Below are 16,171 nucleotides of genomic sequence, written 5' to 3'. Positions count from 1 at the left end.
GCAGCCCCGGCTTACCCGGCGGGGCTGGCTCTGTTAAAATCCGCCGCCTTTCCCGTCTGTAGGCAGCATCGTGGCATTCTCTTGGGTCGATTGGGCGATTATCGCCGTCATCGCCATTTCCAGTCTGATCAGCCTGAAACGCGGCTTCTTCAAGGAAGCGCTGTCGCTGCTGACCTGGATCATCGCAGGCGTAGTGGCCTGGATGTTCGGCGGCGCCCTGTCACAGCACCTCACTGAATTCATCGAAACCCCGTCGATGCGGGTCATCGCCGCCTGCGCCATTTTGTTCATCGCCACCCTGCTGGTCGGTGCGCTGGTCAATTTTCTTATTGGTGAACTGATCCGGGTCACCGGCCTGTCGGGCACCGATCGTTTTCTCGGCATGGTCTTCGGCGCTGCGCGCGGTGCCTTGCTGGTGGTGGTGCTGGTCGGGCTGGTCAGCCTGGCGCCGGTGCAACAGGACAAATGGTGGCAGCAGTCGAGTCTGCTGCCACATTTTCTGATGGTGGCAGACTGGTCGAAAAACCTGATTCTCGGTCTGTCCAGTCAGTGGTTGGCGAGCGGTATCAGCGCGCCGGCCGATCTGCCGTTCAAAGAGGCTTTCTCGCAGCCTAAACTGCCTGAAAGCCTGTAGATCTAGCCTGATTCACAACGTAGGGGTTGCGTCACATGTGTGGCATTGTCGGTATTGTCGGTAAGTCCAACGTCAACCAGTCGCTGTATGACGCGCTGACCGTCCTCCAGCATCGCGGCCAGGACGCTGCCGGTATCGTGACCAGCCATGGCGGCCGGTTATTTCTGCGCAAGGACAACGGCCTGGTACGGGACGTGTTCCAGCAGCGCCACATGCAGCGCCTGGTCGGCCAGGTCGGCATCGGCCATGTGCGCTACCCGACTGCGGGCAGCTCCAGTTCGGCCGAGGCGCAGCCGTTCTACGTCAACTCGCCCTACGGCATCACCCTGGCGCACAACGGCAACCTGACCAACGTCGAGCAGCTGTCGCGCGAGATCTACGAATCCGACCTGCGCCACGTCAACACCAACTCCGACTCGGAAGTGCTGCTCAACGTGTTCGCCCATGAGCTGGCGGTGCGCGGCAAGCTGCAGCCGACCGAGGAAGACGTGTTTGCCGCCGTTGCCGGCGTGCATGCGCGGTGCAAGGGTGGTTATGCGGTGGTGGCGATGATCACCGGCTACGGTGTCGTCGGCTTCCGTGACCCCTATGCGATCCGTCCGATCGTCTTCGGTCATCGCCACACCGACGAAGGCGTGGAGTACATGATCGCTTCCGAGAGCGTCGCTCTCGACGTGCTCGGCTTCACCCTGATCCGCGACCTGGCGCCGGGCGAAGCGGTGTACATCACCGAAGACGGCAACCTGCACACCCGCCAGTGCGCGGCCAACCCGCAGCTGTCGCCGTGCATCTTCGAACACGTCTACCTGGCCCGCCCGGACTCGCTGATGGATGGCGTGTCGGTGTACAAGGCGCGCCTGCGCATGGGCGAGAAGCTGGCCGAGAAGATCCAGCGCGAGCGCCCGGATCACGACATCGACGTGGTCATCCCGATTCCGGACACCAGCCGCACCTCGGCGCTGGAGCTGGCCAACCACCTGGGCGTTAAATTTCGCGAAGGCTTCGTCAAGAACCGCTATATCGGCCGCACGTTCATCATGCCCGGCCAGGCCGCGCGGAAGAAATCGGTACGCCAGAAGCTCAACGCCATCGAGCTGGAGTTCCGCGGCAAGAACGTGATGCTGGTGGACGACTCCATCGTGCGCGGCACCACCTGCAAGCAGATCATCCAGATGGCCCGCGAAGCCGGGGCGAAGAATGTGTATTTCTGCTCCGCCGCACCGGCCGTGCGTTACCCGAACGTCTACGGCATCGACATGCCCAGCCCGCACGAGCTGATCGCCCACGGCCGCAGTACCGAAGAGGTGGCCGAGCTGATCGGTGCCGACTGGCTGATTTACCAGGACCTGCCGGACCTGATCGACGCGGTCGGCGGTGGCAAGGTCAAGATCGAGCACTTCGACTGCGCGGTGTTCGATGGCCAGTACGTCACCGGTGACGTCAATGAGGTCTACCTGAACAAGATCGAGCAGGCGCGCAATGACGCCAGCAAGTCAACCGCGGAAGCGGTCAGTGCCATTATCGATTTGCACAACGACTGATAGCGAGGAGCCGCCGATGAGCCAGGATTGGGATGCAGGACGGCTGGACAGCGACCTCGAAGGCGTTGGCTTCGACACCCTGGCCGTGCGCGCCGGGCAGCACCGCACGCCGGAAGGCGAGCATGGCGAGGCCATGTTCCTCACCTCCAGCTACGTGTTCCGCAGCGCTGCCGATGCGGCTGCGCGTTTTGCCGGTGAAGTGCCGGGCAATGTCTATTCGCGCTACACCAACCCGACCGTGCGCGCCTTCGAGGAACGCATCGCCGCTCTGGAAGGCGCCGAACAGGCGGTGGCCACCTCGTCGGGCATGTCGGCGATCCTGGCCATTGTTATGAGCCTGTGCAGCGCCGGTGACCATGTGCTGGTGTCGCGCAGCGTATTCGGCTCGACCATCAGCCTGTTCGAGAAGTACCTCAAGCGCTTCGGCATCCAGGTGGACTATCCGCCGCTGGCCGATCTGGCTGGCTGGGAAGCGGCGTTCAAGGCCAACACCAAGCTGCTGTTTGTCGAGTCGCCATCCAACCCGCTGGCCGAACTGGTGGATATTTCAGCCCTGGCGGAAATCGCCCATGCCCGTGGTGCGCTGCTGGTGGTCGACAACTGCTTCTGCACCCCGGCCCTGCAGCAACCGCTGAAGCTGGGTGCGGACATCGTCATGCATTCGGCGACCAAGTACATCGACGGCCAGGGTCGTGCCCTCGGCGGTGTGGTGGCCGGGCGCAAGGCGCAGATGGAAGGCGTGGTCGGTTTCCTGCGCACCGCCGGGCCGACCCTCAGCCCGTTCAATGCCTGGCTGTTCCTCAAGGGCCTGGAAACCCTGCGCGTGCGCATGCAGGCGCACTGTGCCAGCGCCCAGCACCTGGCCGAATGGCTGGAGCAGCAGCCGGGCATCGAGCACGTCTACTACTCCGGCCTGCCCAGCCATCCGCAACACGAGCTGGCCAAACGGCAGCAGAGTGGTTTCGGGGCGGTGGTCAGTTTCGAGGTGAAGGGTGGCAAGGAGGCGGCCTGGCGTTTCATCGACGCCACGCGGGTAATCTCCATCACCACCAACCTCGGCGACACCAAGACCACCATCGCCCACCCGGCGACCACCTCCCACGGCCGCCTGTCGCCGCAGGAACGGGCCAACGCCGGGATTCGCGATAACCTGGTCCGGGTCGCAGTGGGCCTGGAAGATCTTGCCGATCTCAAAGCTGATCTGGCTCGCGGCCTCGCCGCCCTCTGAGATCCTAAACAGGTTCTGAGAACCTTAGTTCCCGGCGGGCAAGCCGCCGGGAATGCCTCCTGCCTGTCGTGGTCTAGTCTTGGGATGAGCAACCCCGACTAGGAGCACCCATGAGTCTCATACTTTTTCTGTTGATCGGCGCCATTGCCGGCTGGATCGCTGGCAAGTTGTTGCGCGGCGGTGGCTTTGGCCTGATCGGCAACCTGGTGGTCGGTATCGTCGGCGCGGTGATCGGCGGCCACCTGTTCAGCTATCTGGGCGTCTCGGCGGGCGGCGGCCTGATCGGTTCGCTGGTGACGGCGGTGATCGGCGCTCTGGTATTGCTGTTTATCGTGGGCCTGATCAAGAAGGTCTGAGCAGCCTTGCTCTGCCCAGGTAATGGGCAGCGCAAGGATGTGCCGTGTTACGGCGCCCGGGGCGCTTACTGTTCGGGGCGCAGGTCGATGGCCGACTCGTAGCTGTCCTGGCGATCGAACAGGCGCTGCGGGTCGGTTGGCAGCAGGCTCTGCTCGTCGCCGATAGGCTGGCTGAGCACGCGGATATCGCTGTACTTCTTGCTGCTCAGACTGGCCAGGCCGTTGGCATCACGGACTACCGCAGGGCGCAGGAAGACCATCAGGTTGCGTTTGACGTGGGTGTCTTCGGTGGAGCGGAACAGGCGTCCCAGCAGCGGAATGTCGCCCAGAATTGGCACTTTGGAGTCGCTGCGGGTGACGTCGTCCTGGATCAGCCCGCCGAGCACGATGACCTGGCCGTCGCTGGCGAGGATGGTGCTCTTGATCGAGCGCTTGTTGGTGATCACATCGGACACGTTGACGTTGGCCGGGGCTGGCACCAGCGAGGAGATTTCCTGTTCGATCTCCAGGCGCAGGGTGGCGCCTTCGTTGATGTGCGGGGTGACCTTGAGCGTCACGCCGATGTCCTGACGCTCGATGGTGGTGAAGGGGTTGCTCGCGCCGTCGGTCGAGGTGGTGTAGGAGCCGGTCTGGAACGGCACGTTCTGGCCCACCAGAATCTCCGCTTCCTGGTTATCCAGAGTCAGCAGCGTCGGGGTGGACAGCAGGTTGCTCTTACTGTTGGACGACAGTGCGGTAATCAGCGCGCCGAAGTCGCTGTTACCGATGCCGATGATCGCGCCACTGGGCAGCGGCGAGGGGATCTTCTGGTCTTGCAGGGCGCCAATAAAGGTGCCGATCGAAAAGCCGGTGTTGTTGAAATTCACCCCGCCGATGGCATCGCCGCCCTTGGCGGCCCACTGCACGCCCAGGGCATCGCGAATATCCCCGGAAATCTCGACGATGGCGGCCTCGACCAGTACCTGGGCGCGCGGCACGTCCAGCTGGCGGACGATGTCTTCGAGCATGGTGACGGTATCCGGGTCGGCGAGGATCACCAGGGCGTTGAGGCTCTCGTCGGCGCGGATCAGCATCTGCTTGGGCTTGCCGGCGCCGGCTTCGCCGCCAGCTTCGCTTGACTTGAGGCTTTCACCGATCTCGCCGAGGGTTTCCGCCATGCTCTTGGCGTCGTTGTGGCGCAGGCGGATCACGCGGGTATTGGCCGAGCGCGAGGAGGGTGTGTCGATGGACTTGGCCAAGGCCAGCATCTTCGCCCGGGCATCCGGTGGGCCGAGCAGGATCAGGCGATTGGTGCGGCTGTCGGCGACTACCTGGGTGGCGCCGCCGGTGCCTTTGGCCTGGCCGCGGTTGAGGGTGCTGTTGAGCACCTCGGCAGCATCCATCACCCAGGCGTGGCGCATGTCATAGACCGTGTAATCCTGCTGATTGGCCTGGTCCAGCTGGCGGATCACCTGCTCGATGCGGGTGATGTTGGCCGGCCGGTCACTGATGATCAGCGCATTGGCCGAGGCCACTGCAGCCAGATGGCCATACTGCGGTACCAGCGGGCGAATCAGCGGGATCAGTTCGTTCACTGAGTTCTGCTGCACCTGGATCACCCGGGTTTCCAGGGTGTTCGCGGCGCTGACCGCCGTCAGGGAACCATCGGCGCGGGCTTCGGTATTCGGCACGATACGCGCCTGATCGCCCTGGGAGACCACCGAGAAACCATGGGTGCTCATCACCGAAAGGAACAGCTGATAGACCTCGCTGAGGCCCAGCGGGGCCTGCGATACCACGGTCACCTGGCCCTTGACGCGAGGGTCGACGACGAAGGTCTGGCCACTGATGCTGGACACCTGTTCGATGAAGTCGCGGATGTCCGCATCCTTCATGTTGATCGTCCAGGTTTCACCCTGTTCGCTGGTGATGCCGGCGGGCTGGTTGGCCAGGGCGGCAGGCAGCGGATTGCCCAGGCAGCTCATGGCCAGGAGCAGGGCGAGAGGCAGGTGTTTCGGCGAGGCGGATCTGAAGTGGGTCATTGGCTGATTTCGGCTTCTGGCGCTTCGGTCGGCGGCGTGGTGCCATCGCCTTCCATTTGTTGACGGAGAACTTCCATGCGCTCTTGCAACTGCTGAACGTCTTCGCTCTGCAGGTGCTCAAGCTGTTCGGCGGTCGGTTCCGCAGAGTCGTACTGCGGATCGTACTGTTCGCTGTAGGTGGGTGCTGTAGTTGTCGCCGTGCGCAGGCGAGGGAAGTGCAGGCTTTCCTCGCGGCCGTTGCGGCTTAGCACCACATGGTCCTGGTGCACGGCCTGCAGGCGCACGCCGCTATTGATTTCATCGCCGACGGTCAGGCGCCGGGGTTTGCCGCCGGCCACCAGGATAATTGCCGTTGAGCGTTTGCTGTCCGGGTTGACGAAGCTGCCCAGCAGGGTCAGCTGCAGGTTGGTAGGTGGCGCCGGTTGATCGCCATTCTGCTGTACCGGCGTACCGAACAGGCCCCGCAGGGGTTCTACCGCAAGCGGTTGGCTCTGGTTGGCAGCGGGTTGGCTGTCGGCCGCTGGCGCAGGGCTATGCAGCAGACGCCGCAGGTCGACGATCTGCCAGGAGAGGCTCAGGCTCATGCCGGCCACCATAAGCAGGCAAAGGCCGCTCACACCATGGCGTTGCAGCCAGCCAGCAAGGCGGGTGCCTGTTGCGCTCAATGCATCATCCCCCAATGATTTTCTTATTCTTTGCAGCCAGGCGGCGCATTCGCGCTGCGCCTGCCTACTCCGTCATGCGCGGAGCAGCGCCAACCATACCGCAACTGTTCGGGCTGTGCGCGCTCTGTCATGCACTCAGGGATTCAGTCAGAAATCCCTGACAGTGCTGTGAAAAAGGTCGGCGCCGGGCATTTTCTGCGATCCGCGCGGGCGGAAACGATAAATGGTACTGCTGCGTCAATCGGCGACCAGGTAGTTTTGCTGCCGGAAGCGTGATCTGCTTCGGATTTTCCCGACACCCGGCCGTTATCATCGGCCGCCAAGCGCTTTCCGTTCAACAATAAAAATAAGCCTGACGGGACACTGCCATGGAAGACCGCAAGCCTTCCTCCGCCATTCCTCCTGGATTTGCCCGGGAGGAACTGCTGGAGCTGCTCAGCCACTGCGAGCATTTCCCCCTGACGCTGCTACTGGCCCCTGCGGGTTCGGGCAAATCGACCCTGCTGGCCCACTGGCAGGCCGGGGATACCCGGCGCACGGTGGTCTACTACCCGCTGCAGGCGCGCGACAATGATCCCGTGCGTTTCTTCCGCCGCCTGGCGGAGACCATCCGCGGCCAAGTTGAAGACTTCGACATCTCCTGGTTCAACCCCTTCGCCGCCGAGATGCACCAGGCGCCCGAGGTGGTCGGTGAATACCTGGCCGATGCCCTGGAGCGGATTGCCGGCGGCTTGTACATCGTCCTCGACGACTTCCAGCACATCAGCCAGCCGACCATTCTCGACGTGCTTTCGGCGATGCTCGAACGGCTCTCCGGCGATACCCGGGTGATCCTCTCCAGTCGCAACCATCCGGGGTTTTCCCTCAGCCGGCTGAAGCTGGAAAACAAGCTGCTGTGCATCGATCAGCACGACCTGCGCATGACGGCGGCGCAAATCCAGCAACTCAATGCCCACCTCGGCGGGCCCAGCCTCAGCCAGACCTACGTCGACAGCCTGATGGCCATGACCGAGGGCTGGGTCGCCGGGGTCAAGGTGGCGCTGCTGGCCTATGCCCGCTTCGGCACCATCGCCCTCGAGCGCTTCAACGGCAGCCAGCCGGAGATCGTCGACTATTTCGGCCATGTGGTGCTCAAGCGCCTGTCGCCGCACCTGCGCGACTTCTTCCTGTGCAGCGCGATCTTCGAGCGCTTCGATGGCGACCTGTGTGATCACGTGCTGGAGCGCAGTGGCTCGGCGCTGTTGCTGGAAGATATCGCCGTGCGCGAGCTGTTCATGCTGCCGGTGGACAATCAGCCGGGCTGGTATCGCTACCATGCCTTGCTGCATGACTTCCTGGCCGCGCGCCTGGCGGTCGAGCAGCCGCACCGCATCGGTGCGCTTAACTGCCGTGCCGCGCACTGCTTCCAGCAGCGTGGCGACTTCGAACAGGCCCTGCAGCATGCCCAGCGTAGCAATGATGCGGAACTGTTCCGCTGCATGCTGGAGGAGGCCTGCGAACAGTGGGTGCGCTCCGGGCATTTTGCCGAGGTGCTCAAGTGGCTGGAGCCGCTCAGCGAAAGCGAACTGTTCGCCAGCCCGCGCCTGCTGGTGCCGATGGTCTACGCGCTGACCCTGTCGCGGCGCTTCCACCAGGCGCGCTACTGCTTGGACGAGCTGGGTGCGCGCGCCAGTCGCGAGCCGACGGTGGATGTGCTGACCCGCCAGCTGCTGGCGCTCAATCTGGAACTGTTCCAGTTCGATCTCGGTTTCACCCCCGGCGAACGCTGGTCCGACCTGCTGGCTGCGGGCGTGCCGCCGGATATCCGTGCGCTGGCGCTGACCATCCTGTCCTATCACCACCTGCTCAACGCTAGGCTGCAGCAGGCCATCAGCATGGCGCTGGAGGCCAAGGCGCTGCTGGAACAGACCGGGCAGAGCTTTCTGGAAAGCTATGCCGACCTGATCATCGCCCTGTGCAACCGCAACGCCTGCCGCGCCACCAGTGCGCGCAAGGACGTCTACCACGACTACCAGCGCACCGAACGCTCCTCGCCGGCCTGGGTCAACCGGGCCACGGCCATGGTGGTGGCACTGTATGAGCAGAACCAGCTGGCCGCGGCCCAGCAGCTGTGCGAGGACCTGATGGCCGTGGTCAGCTCGTCTTCGGCCACCGAGACCATCGCCACCGTGCACATCACCCTGTCGCGCCTGCTCTATCGGCGCCAGTCCGACGGCCGCGCCGGGCGCCTGCTGGAGCAGCTGTCGCGCATCCTGCAGCTGGGCAACTACGCCCGTTTCGCCAGCCAGGTGGCGCAGGAGAGCATGCGCCAGGCCTTCCTCGGCGGTCGTCCGGCGGCCCTGGATGCCCTGGCCCAGCGGCTGGGCATCGAAGAGCGGCTGGCGGCGGGGGAGTGGGAGCGGGCGCAGCCCTACGATGAATGCTGGGAACGCTATGGCCTGGCCGCCGTGTACTGGCTGGTGCAGCGTGGCGCCCAGCCGCGCGCCTGTCGCATTCTCAAAGTGCTGGCCGAGTCATTGCGGCGCAGCGAGATGAAGGCGCGCACCCTGGTGGTCGAAGCCAACCTGCTGGTGCTCAGTGCGCCGCAACTGAGCAAGGACGAGCAGCTGCGCGCATTGCTGCAACTGGTGCAGCACTACGGCATCGTCAACATCAACCGCTCGGTGTTCGACGAGGCGCCTGGCTTCGCCGAAGCGGTACTCGGCCTGCTGCAGTCGGGGCAGCTGGACGTGCCGGAAAAGTACCGCGAGACCTATGCCGAATTCCTCCTGGCCGAGAGCACCGCACCCGCGCCCACGCCGGATCTGGCCAGCCTGCTGACCGGCAAGGAGGTGGAGATCTTCGACTGCCTGCTCAGTGGCCTGTCCAACACGGAAATCAGCGCGCGCATGGGCATCGCCCTGTCCACCACCAAGTGGCACCTGAAGAACATCTACTCGAAGCTGAACCTCTCCAGCCGTACCGAAGCCATTCTCAGCCAGCACCCGCGCAGCTGAGAACCTGTTTACGATCTCCTGGCCGTCAGCCATACCGCGTTAAAAGCAGCCTCAGAAAGCCGCTTGCGGCTAACGCGCTTCAGCGCGACCCGAAGGGCGAGTGCAACGAGTCATGCTCATTTACAGCTCGTAAACTCCGCTTGACTCGCTTCGCTCGCCCTACGGGCCAGCCGTTGGCCGTTACTTCGCTGCGCTCGTCTCTCGGCTGTTTGATTCGCTGGCGCTCACCCTTCGGGCCAGCCGGTGGCTGTTACTCCCGTTGGTCGTAGTGCCTTGTCTGGCTCTAGTCCAAAAGATCGTAAACAGGTTCTGATCACCGCGACCAACGGCAAGCGAATCGCCGCTTTCCCCTCCCACGGAGGGGGGGAGGGGGCGGCGCAAATCCCTACTCTCCCGGCAGCCGGAAAAACCGGCCCCCCAACCGTAGCTAATACAATAAAAATCGGGAGATATAGCCATGTCTGTTTGGGTCACATGGCCGAGTCTGGTCAAGCTCGGCACCCTGGGCATTTATGCCGGCCTGATCACGCTCGCGCTCGAGCGCGATGTGCTGTTCAAGAACAACCTGTTCGACGTCGACAACCTGCCGGCGGCCAACGCCAACCTCACCTGCGATGCGCGCAGTCAGGGCGCACGCACCGAGGATGGCACCTGTAACATCCTCGCCAACCCGGCCGAAGGCTCGGTCTACCGGCGTTTCGGGCGTAACGTCGACCCGACGGTCACCCATGGTGAAACCGAAGCAGACACCCTGCTCAGCCCCAACCCGCGTGAAGTCAGTAACCTGCTGATGGCCCGTGGCGAGTTCAAGCCGGCGCCTAGCCTCAACTTCATCGCCGCCTCGTGGATTCAGTTCATGGTCCATGACTGGGTCGACCACGGCCCTAACGCCGAAGACAACCCGATCCAGATTCCGCTGCCGGCCGGCGACTCCTTCGGCAGTGGCGCGCTGTCGGTACGCCGCACCCAGCTTGATCCGACCCGCACCGCCGCCGAAGCCGGCAAGCCGCAGACCTACCGCAACCACAACACCCATTGGTGGGACGGCTCGCAGCTGTACGGCAGCAGCAAGGAAACCAACGACAAGGTGCGTTCCTTCGTCGATGGCAAGCTAAAGATCAACGCCGATGGCACCCTGCCCAGCGAGTTTCTCAGCGGCAAGCCGATCACCGGCGTCAACGAGAACTGGTGGGTCGGTCTGAGCATGCTGCACCAGCTGTTCACCAAGGAACACAACGCCATCGCCAGCATGCTCAAGCAGAAGTATCCGAGCCAGAGCGACCAGTGGCTGTATGACCGCGCGCGCCTGGTCAACTCGGCGCTGATGGCCAAGATCCACACCGTGGAATGGACCCCGGCGGTAATCGCCAACCCGGTCACCGAACGCGCCATGTACGCCAACTGGTGGGGCCTGCTGGGTTCCGGGCCGAACCGCGACAAGTACCAGGACGAGGCGCGCATGCTGCAGGAGGACCTGGCCAGCTCCAACTCCTTCGTCTTGCGCATCCTCGGCATCGACCCGGAGAATGTCGGCAGTGCCACCATCTCCCATGCCCTGGCGGGCATCGTCGGCTCGACCAATCCGAACAACTACGGCGTGCCGTACACCCTCACCGAAGAGTTCGTCGCCGTGTACCGCATGCACCCGCTGATGCGCGACAAGGTGGATGTCTACGACATCGGCTCGAACGTGATCGCCAACTCGATCCCGCTGCCCAACACCCGCGACGGTGACGCCGAGGATCTGCTGTCCAGCGAAAGCCCGGAGCGCCTGTGGTACTCCTTCGGGATCACCAATCCGGGTTCGCTGACCCTCAACAACTACCCGAACTTCCTGCGCAACCTGTCGATTCCGCTGGTCGGCAACATCGACCTGGCGACCGTCGACGTGCTGCGTGATCGTGAGCGTGGCGTACCGCGCTACAACGAGTTCCGCCGCGAGATCGGCCTCAACCCGATCACCAAGTTCGAGGACCTGACCACCGAGCCGGTAGCCCTGGCCAACCTCAAACGGGTCTATGGTAACGACATCGAGAAGATCGACACCCTGGTCGGCATGCTCGCCGAAACCGTGCGTCCGGACGGCTTCGCCTTCGGTGAAACGGCCTTCCAGATCTTCATCATGAACGCCTCGCGCCGCCTGATGACCGACCGCTTCTACACCAAGGACTACCGTCCCGAGGTGTACACCGCCGAAGGTCTGGCCTGGGTGGAAAACACCACCATGGTCGACGTGCTCAAGCGCCACAACCCGCAGTTGGACAGCAGCCTGCTGGGCGTGGAAAACGCCTTCAAACCCTGGGGCCTGAACATCCCGGCCGACTACGAAAGCTGGCCGGCCCAGGCCAAGCAGGACAACCTGTGGGTTAACGGTGCGCTGCGCACCCAGTACGCCGAAGGCCAGTTGCCGGTGATCCCGCCGGTGGACGTTGGTGGGCTGATCGGCTCGGTGCTGTGGAAGAAGGTGCAGACGCGCACCGACGTCGCCCCGGTGGGCCATGAAAAGGCCATGCACCCCAATGGCGTGATGGCCAAGGTCAAGTTCATTGCGGTTCCGGGTAACCCCTACACCGGTCTGTTCCAGGGTGCCGACAGCGGCCTGCTGCGCCTGTCGGTAGCCGGCGATCCGGCCAGGAACGGCTTCCAGCCGGGGCTGGCGTGGAAGGCCTTCGTCAACGGCAAGCCGTCGCAGAACGTCTCCGCGCTCTACAGCCTCAGCGGCCAGGGCAGCAACTACAACTTCTTCGCCAACGAGCTCTCGCAGTACGTGGTGCCGGAAGTCAACGACACCCTGGGCACCACCATCCTGTTCTCGGCGGTGAGCCTGAAGCCGACCCTGCTGCGCGTTGACGACTTCGCCAAGGTCGCGCAGAACGGTCAGGCCGTGAGCACGCCCAAGGCGCCGACGCAGATCTACTTCGTGCCGAAAAGCGAGCTGCGCAGCCGTTTCTCCACTGCCGCTCACGACTTCCGCAACGATCTGGTGACCCTGACCGCCGGTACCAAGCTGTATGACGTGTACGCCACCTCGATGGAGATCAAGACCTCCATCATCCCGTCCACCAGCCGCAACTACGCCCAGCAACGCCGCAGCAGTGCGGTGAAAGTGGGTGAGCTGGAGCTGACCTCGCCGCTGGTCGCCTCGGCGTTCGGTGACAGCGGGGTGTTCTTCAAGCATCAGCGCCACGAAGACAAGTAAAACGGCGGCGCAAACCGCCCCGTAACACCAGGCCCCGGCTCATGCCGGGGCCTTTTTTATCCAGCGCTGTTCTGTGATTGCCCGCACTGTCGCGACAAAGCGCAATCACGAGCCTTTATTTTTCCACTGAATCCGTTAACTTGGCCGCTCCATTGCGCCATATAACAATAAGAACCTGTCTCGGATCTCTTGATCGTCGGCCATGCTGCGTTGAAATTGGCCTCGGACTGCTCATTTACACCTCGTAAATTCCGCGTCCTCGCCCAATTTCGCCTTGCCTGGCTCTAGCTCAAAAGATCCCAAACAGGTTCTAAGAACCGATGCAATCCGCCATTCAGGAACGGGCCCGCGCATGTCCAGCGATATTCACGCCGCGCTAGCGGCTCCGGCAGTCGTGCCCCTGCGCCCGCTGCCCTTCGCCTTTGCCAAACGTCACGGCGTGCTGCTACGCGAAGACGCCGGCCAGGTCAGCCTGTGCCTGCGCGAAGGCGCGACCCTGGCCGCTCTGCAGGAAGCCCAGCGCTTTGCCCGCCAGGTGCTGCCGCTGCACTGGCTGGCCCCCGCCGAATTCGAACAGGCCCTGACCACCGCCTACCAGCGCGACTCCTCGGAAGTACGCCTGATGGCTGAAGGCCTGGGCGCCGAGCTGGACCTGGCCAGCCTGGCGGAAATGACCCCGGAATCCGGCGACCTGCTGGAGCAGGAAGATGACGCACCGATCATCCGCCTGATCAACGCCATCCTCGGCGAGGCGATCAAGGCCGGCGCCTCCGATATCCACCTGGAAACCTTCGAAAAACGTTTAGTGGTGCGCTTTCGCGTCGACGGCATCCTCCGTGAAGTGATCGAACCGCGCCGCGAGCTGGCGGCATTGCTGGTCTCGCGGGTCAAGGTCATGGCCCGGTTGGACATCGCCGAGAAGCGCGTGCCGCAGGACGGGCGTATCTCGCTCAAGGTCGGCGGCCGTGAAGTCGATATCCGCGTCTCCACCTTGCCCTCGGCCAACGGCGAGCGCGTGGTGCTGCGCCTGCTCGACAAACAGGCCGGGCGCTTGTCGCTCACCCACCTGGGCATGAGCGAGCGCGACCGCCGCCTGCTCGACGAAAACCTGCGCAAGCCCCACGGCATCCTGCTGGTCACCGGCCCCACCGGCTCGGGCAAGACCACGACGCTGTACGCCGGCCTGGTCACCCTGAATGACCGCTCACGCAACATCCTCACCGTCGAAGACCCGATTGAGTACTACCTCGAAGGCATCGGCCAGACCCAGGTCAACCCGCGCGTCGACATGACCTTTGCCCGTGGCCTGCGCGCCATCCTGCGCCAGGACCCGGACGTGGTGATGGTCGGCGAAATCCGCGACCAGGAAACCGCCGACATCGCCGTGCAGGCCTCGCTCACCGGCCACCTGGTGTTGTCCACCTTGCACACCAACAGCGCGGTCGGCGCGGTCACTCGCCTGGTCGACATGGGTGTCGAGCCGTTCCTGCTGTCTTCCTCCCTGCTCGGCGTGCTGGCCCAGCGCCTGGTGCGCGTGCTCTGCCCGCACTGCCGCGATGCGCGCCCGGCCGACGAGGCCGAATGCCGGCTGCTCGGCCTCGACCCGCACGCCGCGCCGACCATCTACCACGCCCAGGGCTGCAGCGAATGCCACCAGCAGGGCTACCGCGGGCGGACCGGCATCTACGAACTGGTGATCTTCGACGAGCAGATGCGCACCCTGGTGCACAACGGCGCCGGCGAACAGGAACTGACCCGCCACGCCCGCAGCCTCGGCCCCGGCATCCGCGAAGACGGCCGGCGCAAGGTGCTGGAAGGGGTGACCACCCTGGAAGAAGTGCTGCGCGTCACCCGAGAAGACTGATGGCTAGGAAAGACTGATGGCTGCCTTCGAATACATCGCCCTCGACGCCAAGGGCCGCCAGCAGAAAGGCGTCCTGGAAGCCGACAGCGCCCGCCAGGTGCGCCAGCTGCTGCGCGAGAAGCAACTGGCGCCTTTGCAGGTGGAGGCCATGCGCAGCCGCGAGGCGCCGCAGGGCAGCGGTTTCAGCCTGCGCCGTGGGCTGGCCGCGCGCGACCTGGCCCTGGTCACCCGCCAGCTGGCGACCCTGATCAGCGCCGCGCTGCCGATTGAGGAAGCCTTGCGCGCCGCCGCCGCGCAGTCGCGCCAGCCGCGCATCCAGTCGATGCTGCTGGCCGTGCGCGCCCGCGTGCTCGAAGGTCACGGCCTGGCTGCCAGCCTGGCGGCGTTTCCGGCGGCGTTTCCCGAGCTGTACCGCGCCACCGTGGCCGCCGGCGAGCATGCCGGCCACCTCGGCCCGGTGCTGGAACAACTGGCCGACTACACCGAGCAACGCCAGCAGTCGCGGCAGAAGGTGCAGCTGGCGCTGCTCTATCCACTGATCCTGATGATCACCTCGCTGATCATCGTCGGCTTCCTGCTCGGCTACGTGGTGCCGGACGTGGTGCGGGTGTTTATCGATTCCGGGCAGACCCTGCCGGCGCTGACCCGTGGCCTGATTTTGGTCAGCGAACTGGTCAAGGGCTGGGGCTGGCTGGCGCTGATCCTTATCGTGCTCGGCGTGCTGGGCTTTCGCCGGGCGATACGCGAGGAGGGCATGCGCCAGCGCTGGCACGGTTTCGTCCTGCGCGTGCCGTTGGTCGGTGGGCTGATCCGCGCCACCGAGACCGCGCGCTTCGCCTCGACCCTGGCGATCCTGGTGCGCAGCGGCGTGCCGTTGGTCGAGGCGTTGGCGATTGGCAGCGAAGTTGTGGTCAACCGGGTGATCCGCAGCGATGTGATCCAGGCCACCCAGCGCGTGCGCGAGGGCGGCAGCCTGTCGCGGGCACTGGAGGCCAGCCGACAGTTCCCGCCGATGATGCTGCACATGATCGCCAGCGGCGAACGCTCCGGCGAGCTGGACCAGATGCTGGCGCGCACCGCGCGCAATCAGGAAAACGACCTGGCGGCCACCATCGGCCTGCTGGTGGGGCTGTTCGAGCCGTTCATGCTGGTCTTCATGGGGGCGGTGGTGCTGGTGATCGTGCTGGCCATCCTCCTGCCGATTCTGTCTTTGAACCAACTGGTGGGTTGAAACGATGAGTAAGCTGGGTAAACAAGGTGGCTTCACCCTGATCGAGATCATGGTGGTGGTGGTGATCCTCGGCATCCTCGCCGCACTCGTGGTGCCGCAGGTGATGGGCCGGCCGGATCAGGCCAAGGTCACAGTCGCACAGAACGACATCCGTGCCATCGGTGCGGCCCTGGACATGTACAAGCTGGATAACCAGAACTACCCGAGCACCCAGCAGGGCCTCGAGGCGCTGGTGAAGAAACCCACCGGCAACCCGCCGGCGAAGAACTGGAACGCCGAGGGCTACCTGAAGAAGCTGCCGGTCGATCCGTGGGGTAACACCTACCTGTACCTGGCGCCGGGCACCCACGGCAAGATCGACCTCTACTCCCTGGGCGCCGACGGCCAGGAAGGCGGCGAGGGCGGCGACGCCGATATTGGCAACTGGGAACTCTGA

The 16,171-nt window shown here is 64.3% G+C and carries 11 protein-coding genes; 9 read left to right on the top strand and 2 right to left on the bottom strand.

Translation table 11 applies throughout. The features are described from left to right. The first annotated feature begins 70 nt into the window (after positions 1-70). From HNE05_RS12665 to HNE05_RS12650, 4 genes are all read left to right on the top strand, one after another. Positions 71-634, top strand: a complete 564-nt coding sequence (locus HNE05_RS12665; RefSeq protein ID WP_173207760.1) for a CvpA family protein — start codon at positions 71-73, stop codon at positions 632-634. Between the two features lie 35 nt (positions 635-669). Beyond that, entirely contained in the window at positions 670-2,175 is a 1,506-nt protein-coding gene (gene purF, locus HNE05_RS12660; RefSeq protein ID WP_173207757.1) for an amidophosphoribosyltransferase, read from the top strand. Between the two features lie 16 nt (positions 2,176-2,191). Then, positions 2,192-3,403, top strand: a complete 1,212-nt coding sequence (locus tag HNE05_RS12655) for an O-succinylhomoserine sulfhydrylase (RefSeq protein ID WP_173207754.1) — start codon at positions 2,192-2,194, stop codon at positions 3,401-3,403. A gap of 110 nt (positions 3,404-3,513) precedes the next feature. Then, the gene (locus HNE05_RS12650; RefSeq protein WP_173207751.1) at positions 3,514-3,759 is read left to right on the top strand and encodes a GlsB/YeaQ/YmgE family stress response membrane protein; all 246 of its coding nucleotides are present in this window, start codon (positions 3,514-3,516) and stop codon (positions 3,757-3,759) included. 65 nt (positions 3,760-3,824) lie between these two features. On the opposite strand, the gene gspD is transcribed toward HNE05_RS12650, so the two are convergent. Next, positions 3,825-5,780, bottom strand: a complete 1,956-nt coding sequence (gene gspD, locus HNE05_RS12645) for a type II secretion system secretin GspD (RefSeq protein ID WP_173207748.1) — start codon at positions 5,778-5,780, stop codon at positions 3,825-3,827. After that, positions 5,777-6,364, bottom strand: a complete 588-nt coding sequence (locus HNE05_RS12640) for a type II secretion system protein N (RefSeq protein WP_173207745.1) — start codon at positions 6,362-6,364, stop codon at positions 5,777-5,779. The genes gspD and HNE05_RS12640 overlap by 4 nt, the downstream gene beginning before the upstream one ends. Before the next feature lie 449 nt (positions 6,365-6,813). Here HNE05_RS12640 and HNE05_RS12635 point away from each other — a divergent pair, with 449 nt between their 5' ends. From HNE05_RS12635 to gspG, 5 genes are all read left to right on the top strand, one after another. Then, positions 6,814-9,441 carry a winged helix-turn-helix domain-containing protein gene (locus HNE05_RS12635; RefSeq protein ID WP_173207742.1) on the top strand — a complete coding sequence of 876 codons (2,628 nt, stop codon included), beginning with the start codon at positions 6,814-6,816 and terminating at the stop codon, positions 9,439-9,441. Positions 9,442-9,898: 457 nt separating this feature from the next. After that, complete coding sequence (locus tag HNE05_RS12630; RefSeq protein WP_173207739.1) at positions 9,899-12,640, top strand: peroxidase family protein; 2,742 nt, start codon at positions 9,899-9,901, stop codon at positions 12,638-12,640. A 352-nt stretch (positions 12,641-12,992) separates the two neighbouring features. Further along, a complete protein-coding gene (gspE, locus tag HNE05_RS12625) occupies positions 12,993-14,504 on the top strand; it encodes a type II secretion system ATPase GspE (protein WP_173207737.1) in 1,512 nt (503 codons plus the stop codon). Between the two features lie 16 nt (positions 14,505-14,520). Next, positions 14,521-15,735 (top strand): GspF family T2SS innner membrane protein variant XcpS, encoded by a 1,215-nt coding sequence (gene xcpS / locus HNE05_RS12620; RefSeq protein ID WP_173207735.1) that lies wholly within the window; start codon positions 14,521-14,523, stop codon positions 15,733-15,735. A 4-nt stretch (positions 15,736-15,739) separates the two neighbouring features. Further along, positions 15,740-16,171 carry a type II secretion system major pseudopilin GspG gene (gene gspG, locus HNE05_RS12615; protein WP_173207733.1) on the top strand — a complete coding sequence of 144 codons (432 nt, stop codon included), beginning with the start codon at positions 15,740-15,742 and terminating at the stop codon, positions 16,169-16,171.

This window comes from Pseudomonas campi (assembly GCF_013200955.2).
In the GTDB taxonomy this organism is placed as follows: Bacteria; Pseudomonadota; Gammaproteobacteria; order Pseudomonadales; family Pseudomonadaceae; genus Aquipseudomonas; species Aquipseudomonas campi.
Note: the sequence above shows the minus strand (reverse complement) of the source record. Positions and strands in the feature narration are given on the sequence as shown.

What these genes read in the sequence shown, in the direction of transcription:
- HNE05_RS12630 (WP_173207739.1), top strand. Translation starts at nt 9,899, where the DNA reads ATGTCTGTTTGGGTCACATGGCCGAGTCTGGTCAAGCTCGGCACCCTG.
- HNE05_RS12640 (WP_173207745.1), bottom strand. Translation starts at nt 6,364, where the DNA reads ATGAGCCTGAGCCTCTCCTGGCAGATCGTCGACCTGCGGCGTCTGCTG.
- gspG (WP_173207733.1), top strand. Translation starts at nt 15,740, where the DNA reads ATGAGTAAGCTGGGTAAACAAGGTGGCTTCACCCTGATCGAGATCATG.
- HNE05_RS12650 (WP_173207751.1), top strand. Translation starts at nt 3,514, where the DNA reads ATGAGTCTCATACTTTTTCTGTTGATCGGCGCCATTGCCGGCTGGATC.
- gspE (WP_173207737.1), top strand. Translation starts at nt 12,993, where the DNA reads ATGTCCAGCGATATTCACGCCGCGCTAGCGGCTCCGGCAGTCGTGCCC.
- xcpS (WP_173207735.1), top strand. Translation starts at nt 14,521, where the DNA reads ATGGCTGCCTTCGAATACATCGCCCTCGACGCCAAGGGCCGCCAGCAG.
- gspD (WP_173207748.1), bottom strand. Translation starts at nt 5,780, where the DNA reads ATGACCCACTTCAGATCCGCCTCGCCGAAACACCTGCCTCTCGCCCTG.
- purF (WP_173207757.1), top strand. Translation starts at nt 670, where the DNA reads ATGTGTGGCATTGTCGGTATTGTCGGTAAGTCCAACGTCAACCAGTCG.
- HNE05_RS12655 (WP_173207754.1), top strand. Translation starts at nt 2,192, where the DNA reads ATGAGCCAGGATTGGGATGCAGGACGGCTGGACAGCGACCTCGAAGGC.
- HNE05_RS12635 (WP_173207742.1), top strand. Translation starts at nt 6,814, where the DNA reads ATGGAAGACCGCAAGCCTTCCTCCGCCATTCCTCCTGGATTTGCCCGG.